Genomic DNA, 17,474 nt, shown 5'->3' with positions numbered 1-17,474 from the left:
CTTTTAAGCAATAACTCATACAAATACAGCTCAGTCAATCTTAGCACGAGTTTGCGAATACCGAGAGTATCATATTGAGGCCATCCAAAAAGGTGCCGTTTTGCACGCCTTTGGAGGTGCCGGGGCTTGGCATATCGGGTTCCGCCGGGCAAAGCTGCGATCGGTGCGGTGCAAACCCGGAGGCGCGGATGGCAGGCGCAAAAAACGTCCTCTTCATCATCATCGATCAGCTACGGGCGGATTGCCTGAGCGGCGCGCTGGCGGCGCATGTCGAACTGCCCAACCTGCGCGCCTTCATGGAGGACGCAGTCTCGTTCGAGCGGCATTTCTCGGTCACCAATCCCTGCGGCCCCTCGCGCGCCTCGATCCTGACCGGGCAATATGCGATGAACCATCGCTCGATCCGCAATGGCACGCCGCTGCGCCATGACACCCCCAATATCGCGACCGAGATGCGCAAGCTGGGCTATTTGCCGATGCTGTTCGGATATACCGACACCTCGCAGGACCCGCGCGCCTTTGCCCCGGGCGACCCCGCGCTCAGCACTTATGAATTCCCGATGACCGGGTTTCACGAAATGACCGAGATGCGGATGGATATGTCTTATCCCTGGCGGTCCCACCTGATCGCGCAGGGCTATGCGTTCGACCGGTATTATGACGTCTACAAGCCGGTTTCGCCCAGCGGGGCCGAGCCGCGACCCACAGATCCGGCGCTCTACCGGGCCGAAGATAGCGACACCGCGTTCCTGACTGACAGTTTCCTGGGCAAGATGCGCGGCTATTGCGGCGAAAGTTGGTTTGCACATCTGACCTATATCCGCCCGCACCCGCCTCTTGTCGCCCCGGCCCCATATAATAGCATGTATGACCCTACGCGCCTGCCGCTGCCGCAGCGTTTGGATCACCGTACCGATGAAGAGGCCATTCATCCTTTCATCGCCCCCACGCTTGAGACGGGGAGCATTGCCGGCATGGTTGAGGGGTTTGGAGATCTTGAGCCAAGCGATGAGGCGGTGCAGAGCCTGCGCGCGATCTATCTGGGGCTGGCCAGTGAGGTGGATACCCATATTGGCCGGGTTATCGAATTCCTCAAGAGCTCGGGCCAGTATGAGAACACGCTGGTGGTGGTCACCGCAGATCATGGCGAGATGCTGGGCGACCGCCATTGCTGGGGCAAATCGACGATCTATGACGCCGCCTATCACACGCCGCTGATCCTGCGCTGCCCCGGCAACGCGGAAAATGCCGGACGAAAAGTGACCCTGCCGACCGAGTCGATCGATGTGACGCCCACCATCCTAGACTGGATGGGAGCGACGGTACCCAATTCCATGGATGGCCGGTCGCTGCTGCCGCTGGTGCTTGGCGAAACCCCGGAGAGCTGGCGCCGCCATACCTATTCCGAGCTTGATTTCTCCAACCCGCTTGAGCCGAGCGTGGCGGAACGGGCACTTGGCACCGGGCCCGGTGATTCCAGCCTGTGTATCCTGCGCGAGGACCGCTTTACACTGGTCGAGTTTGCCGCCGACCTGCCGCCCGTCCTGTTCGATCATCAGGGTGACGGGGAGATGCGGAACGTGGCCGCAAGACCTGAATACCAAAGCGATCTGGCCCGCCTGACCCGCGCCATGCTGCGCCACCGGATGCGCAATGCGGACCAGACGCTGGCGCTCTATTCGATCACCGAGGATGGCCCGAAACTGCGCCCTCGATAAGACCTGCTCGGGAGGCTACTGGGCGGTGGTCACATCGATGTTCCAACTGCGCAGCGCCGCAGAGAGGCGGCCGCGCGGAGCCTGATCCGAAACAACCTGATGCACCGCCTCAGGCTCGGGGCCGCAATGAGGCGCGGTCGCCCCGAATTTGTGGCGGTCGATCCCCATCAGGACCTGCTGCGCGCTTGCCGCGATCTCGGTGGCCAGATGCGCCTCGGCAGCGCTGAGATAAAGGAACCCGCGCTCTGCCGACAGCGCGTCGGAACTGAGCACTGCCACATCATAGGCAAAGCGCCGGGCCTGGCGTTCGGCCACATGACCAAATGTGCCGCGCTCATTGCTCTGCAACTCTCCGCCCAGCATATGCACCCGGTTGCCGTTGATGTTGACCAGCGTCTGCGCCACCCCAATCGAGTTGGTCACCACGGTCAGGTCGGCGTGATGATGCCGCAGTTCTTCGGCGACAAATGCGGTGGTGGAGCCGACATCGAGAAACAGCGTCATGCCATCGGTCACGATTCCGGCGATCGTTGTGGCGATCAGGCGCTTTTCCTCGGCGTGTTTGTTGATGCGCCGAAAGAAGCTGGGGTCGCTGCGGGTGCCAATCAGATAGGCCCCGCCATGCACCCGCACCAGCGCGCCCGAGGTGGCAAGGGATTTGATCGTACGACGTACTGTCTCTTCCGAGACGTTCATAACCTTGGCCAGTTCAGTGCCCCGTGCCGACCCGCCCGCGCGCCGCAAGGCGGATAAAAGCTCCATCTCGCGATGTGAAAAACTGCTCATGTCACTGGCCATGGCACGCTCCGTCTCTGGCCGGGCGCGTCATCGGACGCGCCTGGGGGCTGTAGATCCGGGGACAGTGATACACATATCGAGCCCGATTATAACCCGCACCGTTTCGGCTTGTTCCAGCCGAGAGCATGCGCGCAAGACGCCTCGGCAGAATTAGCAATTGCCTCAGTGCGATTTGCCCGCTTTGCTGCGGTCGTGGCAACGAGGCGGAGGTGGTCGTGAAACGGGTTCTGGGTCTTTTGGCACTATCGCTGCTCTGCGCCTGCGGGCAACCGAAACCGGTTGAGCGCGCAGATTCGGTACGGGTATCGACGCGGGCAGGCGGCCCGCTGCGCTTTGCCGACCATGACCCGCATGATTGGTCGGGCCGCGCACCCTGGCGCTACGGCGTGCATGGCATCGATGTCTCGCGTTGGCAGGGTGGGATCGACTGGACGGCAGCGAAAGCGTCGGGCATTTCCTTTGTCTTTATCAAGGCCACCGAGGGCGGCGATCTGGTTGATCCGTCCTTCGAGGATCACCGGCGCGGCGTGCGCAGGGCAGGGGTTCCTTATGGCGCCTACCACTATTTCTATTTCTGCCGTCCCGCTGTCGAACAGGCCCGCTGGTTCATCAAGAACGTTCCCCGTGACAGGCGCGCTCTGCCGCATGTGCTGGATATGGAGTGGAACCCGCATTCGCCCACCTGCCGTAAACGGCCCGAGGGGCGGGAAGTGCGGGCCGAGGCCAAGCGCTTCCTCGACATTCTCGAACGCCACTATGGTCGCCGGCCGATCGTTTATACCACGGTGGATTTTTATCGCGATACCGGGATCGGCGCGCTGAGCGGCACCGAGTTCTGGCTGCGTTCAGTGGCGGGCCACCCGAGCGAGACTTATCCCGGCGCAGATTGGACGATCTGGCAATATACCGGGACCGGCAAGGTGCCGGGCGTGCCCGGCCCGGTGGATATCAACGCGTTCCGGGGTTCGCCCGAAGACTGGGCACGCTGGGCAAATTAGACCTGCATCGTGGCCGTGACTGCGCGTTTCCAGCGGGCGTAGCGGGCCTCGCGGACGCCGTCATCCATGGACGGGCTGAACCGGCGCTCAATGGACCAGTTGCTGGCAAACTCCGCCTGTCCGGGCAGGACGCCCGCGCGACTGCCGGCCAGCCAGGCGGCTCCCAGAGCAGTGGTTTCTAGGACCTGCGGGCGGTCCACTTCGGCGTTGATGATATCGGACAGGAACTGCATGGCGGGGTCGGATGCGGACATGCCGCCATCTACCCGCAGCACGTTCTGGCCCGCCGATCCAGACCAGTCGGCCATCATGGCCTCAAGCAGGTCGCGGGTCTGGAAGCCGACGCTTTCCAACGCGGCGCGCGACAACTCCGCCGGGCCGCTATTGCGGGTCAACCCGTAAACCGCGCCGCGGCATTCGGCATTCCAGTAGGGCGCCCCCAATCCTGTAAAGGCGGGCACAATGATGACATCCTGATGCGGGTCGGCCTTGCGGGCGAGCACCTGCGTTTCCGGCGCTGATCCGATCACGCCCAGCCCATCGCGTAGCCATTGCACCACTGCGCCTGCAATGAAGATCGACCCCTCAAGCGCGTAGGTCGGCGTGCCGTCCAGCTGATAGGCGATAGTGGTCAGCAGCCGGTTGGTCGAAAAAACCGGCGCGGCCCCAGTATTGAGCAGGGCAAAGCATCCCGTACCATAGGTGGATTTCAACATGCCGGGTTCAAAACAGGCCTGCCCGATTGTTGCTGCCTGCTGATCACCCGCAACGCCCAGGATCGGGATCGCGCGCCCGCCCAGAAGATCGGGTTCGGTCTGCCCAAATTCGGCGGCGCAATCCAGCACCTCGGGCAGCATGCCGCGCGGGATATCCAGAAGCGCCAGCATGTCGTCATCCCAGTCGCCTTTGGTGATGTTGTAGAGCATCGTGCGGGCGGCGTTGGTTGCATCGGTCACGTGCCGCTTGCCGCCGGTCATGCGCCAGATCAGATAGGTGTCGATGGTGCCAAAGAGCAGATCCCCGGCCGCGGCCTGCGCCCGCGCGCCGTCTACGTTTTCCAGGATCCAGCGCAGCTTGGTGGCCGAGAAATAGGGATCGAGCAGCAACCCGGTCCGGGCTGTCACATCCGTTTCATGTCCCGCGGCGCGCAGGCTCTCACAATAGGCGGAAGTGCGGCGGTCCTGCCAGACGATGGCATTATAGATGGCGCGGCCGGTGGTTTTGTCCCAGACCACGGTGGTTTCGCGCTGATTGGTGATGCCGATGGCAGCGATCTGCGCAGGTGACGCCCCCGACTGGTCCAGCGCCTGGCGGCACATGTCGATGGTGGTGGTCCAGATTTCCTCGGGATCGTGCTCCACCCAGCCCGATTCCGGGAAATGCTGCTGAAACTCCTGCTGGGCCGAAGTTTGAACCCTGAGCGCCTGATCGAACAGGATCACCCGTGTCGATGTGGTGCCTTGGTCAATCGCCAGAACCAGAGCTTCGTCCGCCATATGAACCTACCTTCCGAGATGCGCTCCGCGTGGACCGACAATGGTGTCGGCGCACCGCAGAGCGGGGTATGTGTGGTTTCCCGCATCTAGCAAGTTTTGAACCGCGGGCGAAGAAAAAACGAGCAGAAACGAAGGGAAGCGACGGCGACCTTTATTCGATGCAGTTGCCGCAAAAGAGCGGCTTAAAATTTGGTGGAATGGGTACTCCTTTCAATTCAAGCGGAGAGGAAATTCGGGCAGATTCAATTCTTGCCTTTTTAAGTAATGCGCCACCGGGAGCATTGTTTTCAGGCAAATAAAATATCCGCGAATGGGAGCTGTTACTTCTGACCGTTTATTATAAGTTGTGCTGCACAACTTATAATGGCAGGATTGTCGAGATTTATTGCAAGATTGCTCACTGGGCGGGAGGAGCATCGAATCAATCGGTCAGAGAATCGGGTTCAACCGGTGTTTTAGCGGGGGAAAACTCTGAAACTTGGCGCTGAATGTCCGTGAAACGCGCCCGAAGCGACCAAAATGTGTCTTTTATGCATCACAGAATAGAAAAAAGAGAGGGTGGCGGAAAAATGCGCAATCGGCGTACTTTTGCCAGATCACGTCAGCCCAAAGTATTGAATTGACACAAAATTGCCGACAAAATGTCTTCACGGAAAATTCATTTGACGTAATGCGATATAAATCACTGCCGCGGGCCGCAAAAACTAGATGCTGACAGGGATGTATTAATATCCTAGTTTATATCTACCGGTTATGGCGCGTGTGAGTGGCGAGCTTATGATACACCGGTTTCGCAGGGGGGGGTCCCCAAGGTATTTTTTCGGGCGGATACGACGTATCCTTCCATAGCGGGTTATTTGTTTCGGACTCCCCTTTGCACCTCATCCAAAATTAGTGATGAAACATACCTTTTTCAGGTTCGGTTCGCTTTGCCATCAGGATTTGCGCATCGCGTTCAGAAGCGCGGCCCCAAGCGCGCCTTGTTGATCTGGCTGTGCCTTGCCTTTGTGCTGGCTCTGCTCCTTTGGCGCTTCTCCTCGCGGTTTGCGCGCGTCCGGGGTCGGGGGTTTGTCGCCGCCATCCTTGCGCATGCTCAGGCCGATCCGTTTGCGTGGCACATCGACCTCGACGACCCGAACGCGGACCACCTGACCGGCCTTGACAACCTCATGGGGGTCCTTGACGAACCGGTCGGCCAGTTGGCTGACATGCACCAGACCGTCCTGATGCACGCCCACATCGACGAAAGCACCAAAGGCGGCGACGTTGGTGACGGTGCCTTCCAGCATCATGCCGGGCTTCAGGTCGGTGATCTGGTCCACCCCGTCGGCGAAGCTGGCGGTGACAAAGCTGGGGCGGGGGTCGCGCCCGGGTTTTTCCAGTTCGCTCAGGATGTCGCGCACGGTCGGCAGGCCAAAGCTGTCATCGACGAAATCCTCGGCGCGCAGTCCGCGCAGAGCGGTGTCATCGCCCATGATCTGGCGCAGATCGCGCCCGCAGGCCTGCACGATGCGCCGCGCCACGCCGTAAGCCTCAGGGTGCACGGAGGACGCGTCCAGCGGCTCCTTGCCGTCGCGGATGCGCAGAAAGCCCGCGCACTGTTCAAAGGCGCGGGGGCCAAGCCGGGCGACCTTCAGCAGGTCCTTGCGGGAGCCAAAGGCCCCATTTGCGTCGCGATGGGCCACGACCGCCTCGGCCAGACCGGGGCCAAGCCCCGAAACATGGGTCAACAGGGGCGCGGAGGCCATGTTCAGATCGACGCCCACCGCGTTCACCACATCCTCAATCACAGCCTCCAGCGCGCGGGTCAGGCGAGCCTGGTCGACATCGTGCTGGTACTGGCCGACGCCGATGGATTTCGGTTCGATCTTGACCAGTTCCGCCAGCGGATCCTGCAGGCGGCGCGCGATCGAGACCGCGCCGCGCAGACTGACATCGAGATCGGGAAATTCGCGCGCCGCAAGTTCCGAAGCGGAATAGACCGAGGCTCCGGCCTCGGAGACCACCACTTTGGTGGGTTTCTTCACGCCCTGTGGCAGCAGCTTGAGTGTATCTCCGACCAGCCGCTCAGTCTCGCGGCTGGCGGTGCCATTGCCGATGGCGATCAACTCGATTCCGTGGGTGGTGATCAGCTTCAACAGCGCGGCTTGCGCACCGCGCAGGTCGTTTTTGGGCTGGAACGGATAAAGCGTGTCGGTCGCCACTAGCTTGCCGGTCGCATCCACCACCGCCGCCTTGACGCCGGTACGGATGCCAGGGTCGAGCCCCAGCGTCGCCTTGGCCCCTGCGGGCGCGGCAAAGAGCAGGTCCTTGAGGTTACGGGCAAAGACCGCAATGGCCTCGTCCTGCGCGCGGGCGCGCAGATCAGCCATCAATTCGACCATCATCGACAGGCTCAGTTTCACCCGCCAGGTCCAGCCGGCGATCTTGCGCAGCCAGACATCGCCCGGCCCGTCACCCCTGGTGTGCAGATGCGCGGCCACGATGGCCTCGGCCCGCGCCGCGTCGGTTTCCGGCTCGGGCCCGATATCCAGTGTCACCACGCCTTCCTTTGAGGCACGCAGCATCGCCAACGCGCGGTGCGACGGCACGGTGGCCCATTTCTCGGTATGGTCGAAATAGTCGCGGAACTTGGCGCCTGCTTGTTCCTGACCTTCGACCAGTTTCGAGGTGATCAGCGCCTCGCGATGCAGGAATCGGCGCAGATCGCCTAGCAGGTCGGCATTCTCGGCCAGTCCCTCGGCCAGAATGTCGCGCGCACCGTTCAGTGCGTCTTTGGTGGTGGGCACGGCGTCGCCCAGATAGTCTGCGGCCAGCCCCTCGGGGTTTGCGGAACGGTCAGCAAGGATAGCCTGCGCCAGCGGTTCCAACCCGTTTTCGCGCGCGATCATCGCCTTGGTGCGTCGCTTGGGCTTGTAGGGCAGATAGATGTCTTCCAACTGCGCCTTGGTCTCGGCCCCGGCGATGGATTTTGCCAGATCGTCGCTCAGCTTGTCCTGATCGCGAATCGAATTCAGGATCGTCTCGCGCCGCGCATCCAACTCGCGCAGATAAGCCAGCCTCTCGGCCAGAACCCGAAGCTGCGTATCGTCCAGCCCGCCCGTGGCTTCTTTGCGGTAGCGCGCCACGAAGGGCACGGTGGCACCCTCGTCCAGCAGTTTGACAGCGGCCTGCACCTGTTCGGGGCGGGCATTGATTTCCGAGGCGATGATGCGGCTGGACCGGTCCAAGACTGTCTCCTTCAGCGACGGGCGGGAGGCCTTCTTAGACGCGAGGGCGGGCGAGGCCAAGGGGCTGCCTTCGTCCAGCTAAACACAATCAGTGCAAACCTTTCGCCGGAAGCTCCGGCGTTTGAGGCGCAAGCCGCATGCAAGAGCACCCGAGTCGAAAGAAGAACGGGGCGGATTCGATCTTATTGCGCGATCCAGGCCGGACACGAATCTTGCGCTCTCGCTTGCAGTCGGCTGAACAGATTGTTTCCTTGCCGCCCGGACGCCGCTTCTCTACCTGAAGGAGAACGGATGACTGCCGAAAGGAGCAGAATGCGCATACGCTTCGTTACCATGATCGTTATTGCGGCGACGGTTTATCTGGCCAACTCGGATATGACCCGATTGGCGGCCGCATTCGCCAGCCCCAAGACGATATGCCAAAGCAATGCGGTTCCGTTGGAGGATGTAGTAGAGGCCTGCACGACGCTGATCGAAGTCGAGGATATCTCGCCCGAAGACGAGCACTTCTTTCTGTCGGAACGCGGCAAGGCGTATCAGCGGTGGGGGCAGAACACTCGCGCCATTGCGGATTTCAATCAGGCACTCGCGCTGCAGCCGGACAACATGCAGAACCTGATTTGGCGGGCTTATGCCAGATACGACACTGGCGACTGGAAGACCGCGCAGCAGGACTTCACTCGAGCGCTCAAGCTCAAGCCAGAGAGTACCGATGTCCTTGGGAGCAGGGCAAAGCTGCTTAAGAAGCGTGGGCAGAACGAAGCGGCATTGCAGGATTACAAGCAGATCATGCGTCTTGATCCCGACAGTGGGCAGGCAGCAACAGATTTGGCCGCTCTGCTGTTGATGATGCAGGACTATGATCAGCTCTCCGATTTGCTGAATCAGGCGCGCCACCGATGGCCAGATCAAAGCTGGATACACGCATATGATGTGATGCTTCACATCATGCATACCGGTGAGCTTGAGAGCGCACGAAAAGCGGTTATTGAACTGACCAGGCTTGCCCCCGAAACCTACTCGGAGCCCATGATACTGGCCATCATTCATCTTAAGATTGGGGATAAAAAGCTGGGGATCGACTATGCCCGCAAACACGTAGGGCAGGTCTACGAGACCGTTCTTGATCAGATGAGCTATTATGATCGCGCAAAGTGGAAGGTTATGAACCTCGTCGCCGAAGCCCCCGATTTGGAGGTCCGTCATCGTGGCTGGTTCTATGGAACTATTGCCGAGACCGATTTGGCGAGGGCAGCGTATCAACGCTATCTGGCGGATGGGGGAGAGTGGGATCGCCGCTTGCTGTTGAACGAGATGGCTGAAGCCGGGATTTCGGTTTCCCAGGGCGCAAGACAGGGGGCGAGCGAACAGATCAATCAGGCCGTTGGCGCGTATGTTGACTATCTGTCAAACAAGGGTCCGTTCAAATCCTACCAGCCAGGAACGCAATAGGCCGGAAAACTTCGTTTCCGCACGCTTCGTTGCCCCATGACGAGGGCGATGGCGGCACTTCCGTAAACTGAGACAAAATGTGGGCCTCGCGCCGATTGATCCGGCGCGCGCGGTGCTTTAAGGGGAACCTGTCACATCAGAGTCGCCTGGACCGATCTTGCAGGATCGCTTCTTATTTTGCTGCATTCGCACAGCGCACACTCTTGGATCGCACGCCCCTGAACGGCAAAAAAAGGTAAGGGAATATGGCTGAAAAAACGAACCCCGATATATTGTATACCATCGTAGACGAAGCGCCCGAGCTGGCTTCGGCCTCGTTTCTGCCCATCATTCGCAAATTCGCCGCGGCGGCGGGGGTGAGCGTCGGGACCAAAGATATCTCGCTTGCTGGCCGGATCATCGCCACCTTCCCGGAAAACCTGTCCGAGGCGCAGCGCCAGTCCGATGATCTGGCGGAATTGGGTGAGTTGGTGAAGACACCAGAAGCCAATGTCATCAAACTGCCCAACATCTCGGCTTCGGTGCCCCAGCTTGTCGCTGCCATCGAAGAGTTGCAGGCGCAGGGCTACAGTATTCCGAACTACCCGGAAGAGCCTGCCACAGATGAGGAAAAGGCGGTCCGCGCCCGTTACGACGCGATCAAGGGCTCGGCTGTGAACCCGGTCCTGCGTGAGGGTAACTCCGATCGTCGCGCGGCCCGCGCGGTCAAGAACTTCGCCCAGAAGAACCCGCATTCGATGGGGGCGTGGGTGTCAGACAGCAAGACACATGTGTCGTCGATGTCAGGCAATGATTTCTTTTCCAACGAGAAATCAGCCACCATCACCGGCGCGCAGGCCGGCAATGCCAAGATCGAATTTGTCGGCAAGGACGGCGCGGTCACCGTGCTGAAAGACGCCTGGCCGCTCGAAGAAGGGACCGTGGCGGACGCAACCTTCATGTCTGCGAAGGCGCTGTCGGCTTTCCTGGCCGATCAGATCGAGGCGACCAAGGCCGATGGCATCATGTTCTCATTGCATATGAAGGCCACGATGATGAAGGTCTCTGACCCGATCATCTTTGGCCACGCGGTCAAGGCCTGGCTGGCGCCAATTTTCGACAAATATGCCGCCGATCTGGAGGCAGCAGGGGTGAATCCGAATTCCGGCATGGGCGACGTGCTGGCCCGCATCGCCGAACTGCCGAATGCAGCGGCCATTCAGGCCGATATTGACGCGCTGACTGCGGACCGTCCCGCCATGTATATGGTCGACAGCGACAAGGGTATCACCAACCTGCATGTGCCTTCGGATGTGATCATCGATGCGTCGATGCCCGCCCTGATCCGTGCTGGTGGCAAGGGCTGGGATGCGACAGGTGCCAAGGGTGACGTGAACTGCGTGATCCCGGACAATTGCTATGCGCCGGTCTATGACGAGAGCGTCAAGTTCTTCAAAGCCAATGGCGCACTGGACCCCTCCACCGCAGGGGCAGTCGCCAATGTTGGCCTGATGGCGCAGAAAGCCGAGGAATACGGCTCGCACCCGACCACCTTCCAGGCCCCCGCCGATGGCACGATCCGTATCGTTCTGGCCAATGGCGAGACGCTGCATTCTCATGAGGTTGAAGCGGGCGACATATGGCGCTCCTGCACGGTTAAGAAGGCCCCGATCGAGAACTGGATTCAGCTGGCCATGGACCGCCAGCGTCTGACCGGGTCCGAGGCGATCTTCTGGCTTGATGCCAACCGCGCCCATGATGCACAGCTGATCGCTTACGTGAAGCCCGCGCTGGAAGCGGCTGGAGTAACGGATAAATTCCAGATCATGGCCCCGCGCGAGGCGACCCGGCAATCGCTGGAGACGATTACCGCAGGCAAGGACAGCATCGCCATCACCGGTAACGTGCTGCGCGACTATCTGACCGACCTGTTCCCGATCCTGGAATTGGGCACCTCGGCCAAGATGCTGTCCATCGTCAAGCTGATGCAGGGTGGCGGCTTGTTTGAAACCGGTGCCGGTGGCTCGGCCCCCAAACACGTGCAGCAACTGGTCGAGGAAAGCCATTTGCGCTGGGATTCGATGGGCGAGTTCTGTGCCTTGGGCGAATCGCTGAACTTCCTTGCCGATGCGCAGGGCAATGCCAAGGCGGGTGTGCTGGGGGCAGCAGCCGAGGTCGCGACGCAAGGGATTCTGGACGACAACCGCTCGCCAAGCCGCAAGGTTGGAGAACCCGACAACCGCGACAGCCACTACTGGTTCGCCCGCTACTGGGCCGAGGCGCTGGCCGCGCAATCGGACGATGCCGATCTGGCGGCTGAATTCGCTCCAGTCGCGGCGGAACTGGCCGGGAAAGAGGCCGCGATCCTGTCAGAGCTGGCTGCGGCGCAAGGACCGGCAGCCGATCTGGGCGGATACTACAAGACCGACCCGGCCAAGACCGCGGCCGTGATGCGCCCAAGCGCCGCGCTGAACGCAATTATCGGCTGAGGTCGATCACAAATGACTGCGCCCGCAGCTCGCGGGCGCAGAACCACGGTTCTCAGCGGCGTTTCGCCGCCCTTTTTTTGGCGTGTCTGCCAGCCAAATTCATCAGGTTTTCCGGGTTCTTCATTGCTGAAATCGAAACTATGAAACCAGCGAAAGACCAGTAATCGACGTTTTATGCTTTTGCCTCAATCAGCCTCTCACGAAGGGCTTGTGTTGCTGCATCGAAGCTGGCGGGGTCACCGCTGATGCGGGCGGCGATCTGGGCGCCTTCGACCAGCGCATAGGCAGCGGCCGCCTCGTGGGCAGGGGCGGTGATGCCTATGACGGAACCCTCGGTTTGCGCGCGCGTGAACGTTTCTTCAAGCCAGCCGCTAACCTGCTGCCGGAACTGCGTAATTTCGCGATGGGTGTCCTCGGATAAACTGTCCTGGCTCGCCGCGTAGGCAACGCAGAGGCACAGTGCCGTGCCGTCTTGCAGCGCATCGCGGTAAAAGGTGATGAAAGCAGCCAATTGCTGGTCCGCCCCCGGCAGATCCTGGGCATAGCCTTCCAGCGCGGCCATGACCCGTTTGGCATAGCGTGCCATGATCGCCGTCAGCAGATCGGCTTTCGCGGGGAAGTGATAGTGGATGCTGGCTTTGCGGATGCCCACCAGTCGGCTCAGATCGGAGTAGCTGAACCCGTCCGCTCCCTTGTGACGGACTTGCTGCTCGGCCGCATCCATCAGTTTTGTCTTGGTTTCGCTTGCCGTCATTCCGCGCGCCTCTTCAATCACCGCCCTGCGCAGTGATACGCTGTTGCACGGTGGTCTGCCAGATCGCGTTGCAGGGCAGACACCGAATGCGCAGGCGTGGCGCACTCACGGGCCGAAGCCCGTGAGCTAAGGGTCAAACCGCCGGGGGCTTGGCAAACGGCAGATGACCGGTCTTGATCCAAACCCTGGCCCCTTCGGGACCCGCGATTGCTGCCAACTTCTGACCTTCGGGAAGGCGCAGCCATGCGCCCTGAAGCAGCGCGTCGCCACCTTCGGTGAGGGAGCCGCTCAAGACCAACAGTTCGATGCCACCCGCATCCTCAATGGTTAGGGCCGCGCCCGCATCTACCACGTGATAGGTCACTTTTTCACGGGCATCGCGATGTAGTTCAGCCGTTGCGATGCCGTCTTTCGGGCTTCCCAGCTCTGCCGACATATCCTTGCGGAACTGGGTGCGGTCATCCATATCGAACTGCCAGAGCTTGACGAAGATGGTGCAGCCCTGATCCGAGCCGGGCGTGTGGCTGGTGGTGGGCGGGTTGCGCACATAGGTGCCTACCGGGAAATCGCCATGCTCGTCCTGAAACACCCCGTCGAGCACGATGAACTCTTCACCGCCAGTATGGGTATGGGCCGAGAATTTGCTGCCGGGCGCATAGCGGACGATAGTGGTGGCGCGGGCCACCTCATCGCCGATCCGGTCCAGCATGCGGCGGTCGACGCCGGGCATCGGCGAGGCCTGCCAGGGCTCTTCCGAGGAATGTACAACCACCCGCTGCGAGAAATCCGCGTTCAGTTCCATAGGCTTGGCTCCTTTGTTCAGACGGCCGGGTCAGGCGGCGATACTGGGACGCGAGGCGACCCTTGCGCGCCAGGCCTTGAGGTTGCCAAGCTCGGAGGGAATGTCGAGTTTGGCGAAGTCAGCAAAAGCCAGCCCGGCAAAAGCGGTGATATCGGCCATCGAGAACCTGTCCCCCGCAAGATAATCGTTTTCGCTCAGAACGCCATCGAGATAGCGCATCGTCGCCAGCGCGGTGTCCTTGCGGCGGCTGCCCCATTCGGCGTTCTGATAGGTTTCCAGAGCGGGCCCGAGACCGGGGGTGGCGTGATGGAAGTAATCACCCACCGCATCCAGCAGACCGCTTTCGGCGCGCCGGTTCATCATGTGGACCACCGCGCGATCCTTGGCCGTCTCACCACACAGCGCCGCGCCATCAAAGGCCGCGTCGATGTATTCGGTGATCGCGGTACAGTGCGATACGCAGGTGCCATCCTCAAGCTCCAGCAGCGGCACCGCAGCATCGGGGTTCTTTTGCCGGAACGCGTCCGAGCGATGCTCGCCATTCATGACATCAATCGGGATGAACTCGACCTTGTCGGTCGCGCTTTTTTCGGCCAGCGCGATGCGGACACGGGCTGGGTTGGGAAAGCCTTCGACATCGTAGATTTTCATGACAGCACTCCAGTTTCAAATACACTAACCTACTAGTAGGTAGATTAAATTGAAATGTAAATCCCATATCCAACACGGTTGTGTGAGTTTTCTGTCTTTACCCTTCAAATCAGGGTTTTGCACGCTTTGTTAGGATCAACCGCACCAGACTGAGCGGCGTCATCGGGCGGCAGGGATGCCTGGAAAAATGGAGAAACGCATGTCCACGACCGACATTGACACACCCGCCCTGGGGGCCTTCCCACGTCTGAATATCGCCACGCTGGGGCATATGTTTATCGCCGGCTTCTTTGCCACGATCGCATTCGACCTTTGGGGTCAGATGATCAGCCCCGCGCTTGGCTTCGCCAATCTATCACCGCACGGGCTGGCGCGCAGTTTGCTCAGCACAATTGGTCTGCCCAGCGGTGATTTTGCCGGGTATTTCGTGCATTTTTATCTCGTCGGCCTGATTGGCTATCCGATTGGCTGGCTGTTCATCTTTGCACCTGTCTGGTCTCGGATCATGGGACAAAGAGGCTGGTTCCTGCCATCGGCACTCTATGGGTTCGGCCTGTGGGTCTTTGCCATCGGCGGCGTTGCCGCGATTGCCGGTCTGCCGTTTTTTCTGGGTTTCACCGGTATCGCCTGGGTCGCGCTGGTGGGGCATGTGCTCTATGGGATCGTGCTTGTCGCGGTTCTGCGACTGATCGCGCGGTCCTGAACTCGGCGTCAGCCGGGCAGGGGGCGATCAGTCAGCACCCCCTCGCGCAGACTGTAGAGGCAGTTGGCCTCAAGCATGGTCCAGTTGCCGGTTTCCGGGTCGAGCGGCTCGGAGGCCAGCACCTGACCGCCATGATCCAGCCCGGTACCCAGATGCAGCGTCGGGATGTCATCACTGCCGGAGTAACGGAAGGCGTAGATGGTCTGGCCGTCGGACAATGCGGTGGTGATGCGGTTGCCCTCGGCGACATCGCCTTGCACCGTCTCGATCTGGGCAATTGTGCGGCTGATTGCGGAAAGGGGATCCACCTCCAACCCGTTCGTCAGCAACAGCAGGAAAAACAACTCGGAATCCGTCCGTCCGCGCCGGGCGGCGTAATAGGCGTCACCTAACATTGCCTCGAACTGACGGCGCAGGCGCGGGAAGTCAGCAATCTCGCCATTATGCATGAAGGACCATTTGCCATAGGTGAACGGATGGCAATTGTTGCGCGAGGTTTCGCCAAAAGTCGAGGCGCGGATATGAGCCAGAAACAGCCGCGACCGGATCATCCGGCACAGGTCCACCAGATTGCCATCCGACCATGCGGGCAGCACATCGCGATAAAGGCCCGGACGCTCCTGATCGCCATACCAGGCCATCCCGAACCCGTCGCCATTCACCGCCAGCTTGGCCTCGGTTGCGTGCTGGCTTTGGTCCAGTAGGGAATGCCGGGGCAGGATGATGATGTTTTCCAGCGGAATCTCCGGCCCGCCATAAGCCACAAATCTGCACATCAGCGCAGTCTCCCTTTCTGATGGTCGCGCCAATTGTATGACAGCCGGAGGACGGCGGGGCAAATATGGTGGTTCAAAACGCAGGCTTGGGGTGGCGATAGACAAGGTCGCGGGGGTCGGGCCGGGCGGCGCTGTCATCGCGCGTTGCACCCAGCCTCTCGGCCAACGCGCAGGAGCGGGTATTCTCGGCGTCGATATAGCTGACCAGCGTTTCAAGGCCCAATGTGCCGAAGGCCCAGTCGCGCATGGCCTGCGCGGCCTCGAAGGCAATGCCCCGCCCTTCGGCGGTGGTGTACAGCATCCAGCCCAGTTCAGGCTCGGGAAAGAGCGGGCCATGGTTGATTGCCACCTGTCCCAGGCATTGCCCGGTCGCGCGGTCCTCAATCATCAGCGCACCGTGCCCCATCAACGCCCATTGCGCCACGTCATGACAAAACAGCCCCCAGGCCCCCGGCGCGTCAAACGGCCCGCCCATATGGGTGGCACGATCCGAGCCCATGAAACGGGCATAGCCGGGCCAGTCCTCAAGCGTGGGAGGGCGCAGGTGCAGTCGTGGCGTGTTGAGCGAAGGGATCATGTCGTGACCTTTGCGCATGGCTTTGGGGTGGGCAAATCTATGGAAAAGCAGGCTGTCGGCAGATACAATAGCGCGCGCTAGCTCAACCCCAATGATTTAACCTCGCTTAACAGCGCGCCGCTGATCAGGTCGAGCCCGGTCGGGTCGCTGTCGCTGGCCCGCTGCAGCAGGGAGATATTTCGGTTCGCCGCCGCTATGGCCAACGGGCGGATCGCGACCTCGGTTTTGCGGTCCTTGTGTTGCATCGCATAAAGCTCCGGCATGATGGCGATGCCCGCGCCAGAGGCCGCCATGAGACGGATGGAATCGAGGCTGGTGCCCTCATATTCATCTGACACGATCCCACCGCAATCCGAGGCCAGCGCATAGACGATCCGCGACAGTCGGTGGTGCCTGTCAAGCGTCAGAAATATCCGCCCGCTGAGACTCTCGGCCCGTACCGGTCCGGTGGCCTGTGAAAGCGGATCGTCCCGCGCCACCGCAACCCAGAGCTTTTCGTTGAACAGCCGGGTCTGGCGGGTGTTGGGATGATCCTCGGGCGTCGAGATGATCAGGTCGAGCCGCCCCGCCGTCAACCCCTGTTCCAGGTGCTGGGTGCTCTCCTCGCGCACGATGACACGCAGATCCGGCTGCGCCCGGTGGATCGCTGTAACAACCCGGGGCAACAAATAAGGCCCGATCGAGGGCAGCACTCCCAGGCGCAAGCGCCCGCCAAACGGCACACCGCCGCTCACCGCGGCGCGCAGGTCTTCGACCTCGCGCAGAATGTTCTGGGCGCGGCGGATCACCTCGGTCCCGGTTGCCGTCGGCTGGACGCTGGCGCGGCTGCGTTCGAACAGGCGCGCGCCCAGCTCGCGTTCGGCCTCGGCGATCTGGGCAGACAGGCTGGGCTGGCTGACATTCAGGGTCTCGGCAGCCAGGCCAAACCGGCCCAGCCGCGCCACGGTGACGATATATTCGAGTTGTCGCAGGGTGGGGCGCATAAGATAGTTTTTCACTATGTAAATTATCAGAAACATATATTGGGATTATGAGAATTCGCAAGGCAGAT

The 17,474-nt window shown here is 60.9% G+C and carries 15 protein-coding genes; 6 read left to right on the top strand and 9 right to left on the bottom strand.

Annotated features, from left to right (window positions below; genetic code table 11):
- Positions 1 to 188: 188 nt before the first annotated feature.
- Entirely contained in the window at positions 189 to 1,718 is a 1,530-nt protein-coding gene (locus tag AB1E34_RS08505; protein ID WP_372571906.1) for an alkaline phosphatase family protein, read from the top strand.
- Positions 1,719 to 1,733: 15 nt separating this feature from the next.
- Here the strand turns inward: AB1E34_RS08505 and AB1E34_RS08500 are convergent, their stop codons facing one another.
- The gene (locus AB1E34_RS08500) at positions 1,734 to 2,504 is read right to left on the bottom strand and encodes a DeoR/GlpR family DNA-binding transcription regulator (RefSeq protein WP_372571905.1); all 771 of its coding nucleotides are present in this window, start codon (positions 2,502 to 2,504) and stop codon (positions 1,734 to 1,736) included.
- Positions 2,505 to 2,725: 221 nt separating this feature from the next.
- Here AB1E34_RS08500 and AB1E34_RS08495 point away from each other — a divergent pair, with 221 nt between their 5' ends.
- Positions 2,726 to 3,514, top strand: a complete 789-nt coding sequence (locus AB1E34_RS08495) for a glycoside hydrolase family 25 protein (RefSeq protein ID WP_372571904.1) — start codon at positions 2,726 to 2,728, stop codon at positions 3,512 to 3,514.
- On the opposite strand, the gene glpK is transcribed toward AB1E34_RS08495, so the two are convergent.
- Positions 3,511 to 5,010, bottom strand: a complete 1,500-nt coding sequence (gene glpK, locus AB1E34_RS08490) for a glycerol kinase GlpK (protein WP_372571903.1) — start codon at positions 5,008 to 5,010, stop codon at positions 3,511 to 3,513. The two genes, AB1E34_RS08495 and glpK, sit on opposite strands and share 4 nt — an antisense overlap.
- A 68-nt stretch (positions 5,011 to 5,078) precedes the next feature.
- Here glpK and AB1E34_RS08485 point away from each other — a divergent pair, with 68 nt between their 5' ends.
- Positions 5,079 to 5,309, top strand: coding sequence for a hypothetical protein (locus AB1E34_RS08485; protein ID WP_372571902.1), 231 nt, complete (start codon positions 5,079 to 5,081; stop codon positions 5,307 to 5,309).
- Positions 5,310 to 5,945: 636 nt separating this feature from the next.
- On the opposite strand, the gene AB1E34_RS08480 is transcribed toward AB1E34_RS08485, so the two are convergent.
- The gene (locus tag AB1E34_RS08480; RefSeq protein WP_372571901.1) at positions 5,946 to 8,240 is read right to left on the bottom strand and encodes a Tex family protein; all 2,295 of its coding nucleotides are present in this window, start codon (positions 8,238 to 8,240) and stop codon (positions 5,946 to 5,948) included.
- A 333-nt stretch (positions 8,241 to 8,573) separates the two neighbouring features.
- Between AB1E34_RS08480 and AB1E34_RS08475 the strand changes: the two genes are divergently transcribed.
- Positions 8,574 to 9,692 carry a tetratricopeptide repeat protein gene (locus tag AB1E34_RS08475; RefSeq protein WP_372571900.1) on the top strand — a complete coding sequence of 373 codons (1,119 nt, stop codon included), beginning with the start codon at positions 8,574 to 8,576 and terminating at the stop codon, positions 9,690 to 9,692.
- Between the two features lie 245 nt (positions 9,693 to 9,937).
- A complete protein-coding gene (locus tag AB1E34_RS08470) occupies positions 9,938 to 12,160 on the top strand; it encodes an NADP-dependent isocitrate dehydrogenase (protein WP_372571899.1) in 2,223 nt (740 codons plus the stop codon).
- Positions 12,161 to 12,332: 172 nt separating this feature from the next.
- Here AB1E34_RS08470 and AB1E34_RS08465 read toward each other — a convergent pair whose 3' ends face one another.
- From AB1E34_RS08465 to AB1E34_RS08455, 3 genes are all read right to left on the bottom strand, one after another.
- The gene (locus AB1E34_RS08465; protein WP_372571898.1) at positions 12,333 to 12,914 is read right to left on the bottom strand and encodes a TetR/AcrR family transcriptional regulator; all 582 of its coding nucleotides are present in this window, start codon (positions 12,912 to 12,914) and stop codon (positions 12,333 to 12,335) included.
- A gap of 133 nt (positions 12,915 to 13,047) precedes the next feature.
- Positions 13,048 to 13,716, bottom strand: a complete 669-nt coding sequence (locus AB1E34_RS08460) for a cupin domain-containing protein (RefSeq protein ID WP_372571897.1) — start codon at positions 13,714 to 13,716, stop codon at positions 13,048 to 13,050.
- A 30-nt stretch (positions 13,717 to 13,746) separates the two neighbouring features.
- Complete coding sequence (locus AB1E34_RS08455) at positions 13,747 to 14,367, bottom strand: glutathione S-transferase (protein WP_372571896.1); 621 nt, start codon at positions 14,365 to 14,367, stop codon at positions 13,747 to 13,749.
- A 199-nt stretch (positions 14,368 to 14,566) separates the two neighbouring features.
- On the opposite strand from AB1E34_RS08455, the gene AB1E34_RS08450 reads away from it, so the two are divergent.
- Positions 14,567 to 15,070 carry a hypothetical protein gene (locus AB1E34_RS08450; RefSeq protein WP_372571895.1) on the top strand — a complete coding sequence of 168 codons (504 nt, stop codon included), beginning with the start codon at positions 14,567 to 14,569 and terminating at the stop codon, positions 15,068 to 15,070.
- Between the two features lie 8 nt (positions 15,071 to 15,078).
- Here AB1E34_RS08450 and AB1E34_RS08445 read toward each other — a convergent pair whose 3' ends face one another.
- The 3 genes from AB1E34_RS08445 to AB1E34_RS08435 all read right to left on the bottom strand — a co-directional run bounded on the left by AB1E34_RS08445 (position 15,079) and on the right by AB1E34_RS08435 (position 17,421).
- Positions 15,079 to 15,846: a class II glutamine amidotransferase gene (locus AB1E34_RS08445; protein WP_372571894.1), complete on the bottom strand. Its 768-nt coding sequence runs from the start codon at positions 15,844 to 15,846 to the stop codon at positions 15,079 to 15,081.
- A 73-nt stretch (positions 15,847 to 15,919) separates the two neighbouring features.
- On the bottom strand, positions 15,920 to 16,423 hold the full coding sequence (locus AB1E34_RS08440; protein WP_372571893.1) for a GNAT family N-acetyltransferase: 504 nt from the start codon (positions 16,421 to 16,423) through the stop codon (positions 15,920 to 15,922).
- A gap of 77 nt (positions 16,424 to 16,500) precedes the next feature.
- Positions 16,501 to 17,421 carry a hydrogen peroxide-inducible genes activator gene (locus tag AB1E34_RS08435; protein WP_372571892.1) on the bottom strand — a complete coding sequence of 307 codons (921 nt, stop codon included), beginning with the start codon at positions 17,419 to 17,421 and terminating at the stop codon, positions 16,501 to 16,503.
- Positions 17,422 to 17,474 lie beyond the last annotated feature (53 nt).

It is taken from the genome of Ruegeria jejuensis (assembly GCF_041537905.1).
GTDB lineage: Bacteria > Pseudomonadota > Alphaproteobacteria > Rhodobacterales > Rhodobacteraceae > Ruegeria_C.
The sequence above is the reverse complement of the archived record's forward strand: the minus strand, read 5'-3'. Positions and strand labels throughout refer to the sequence as shown.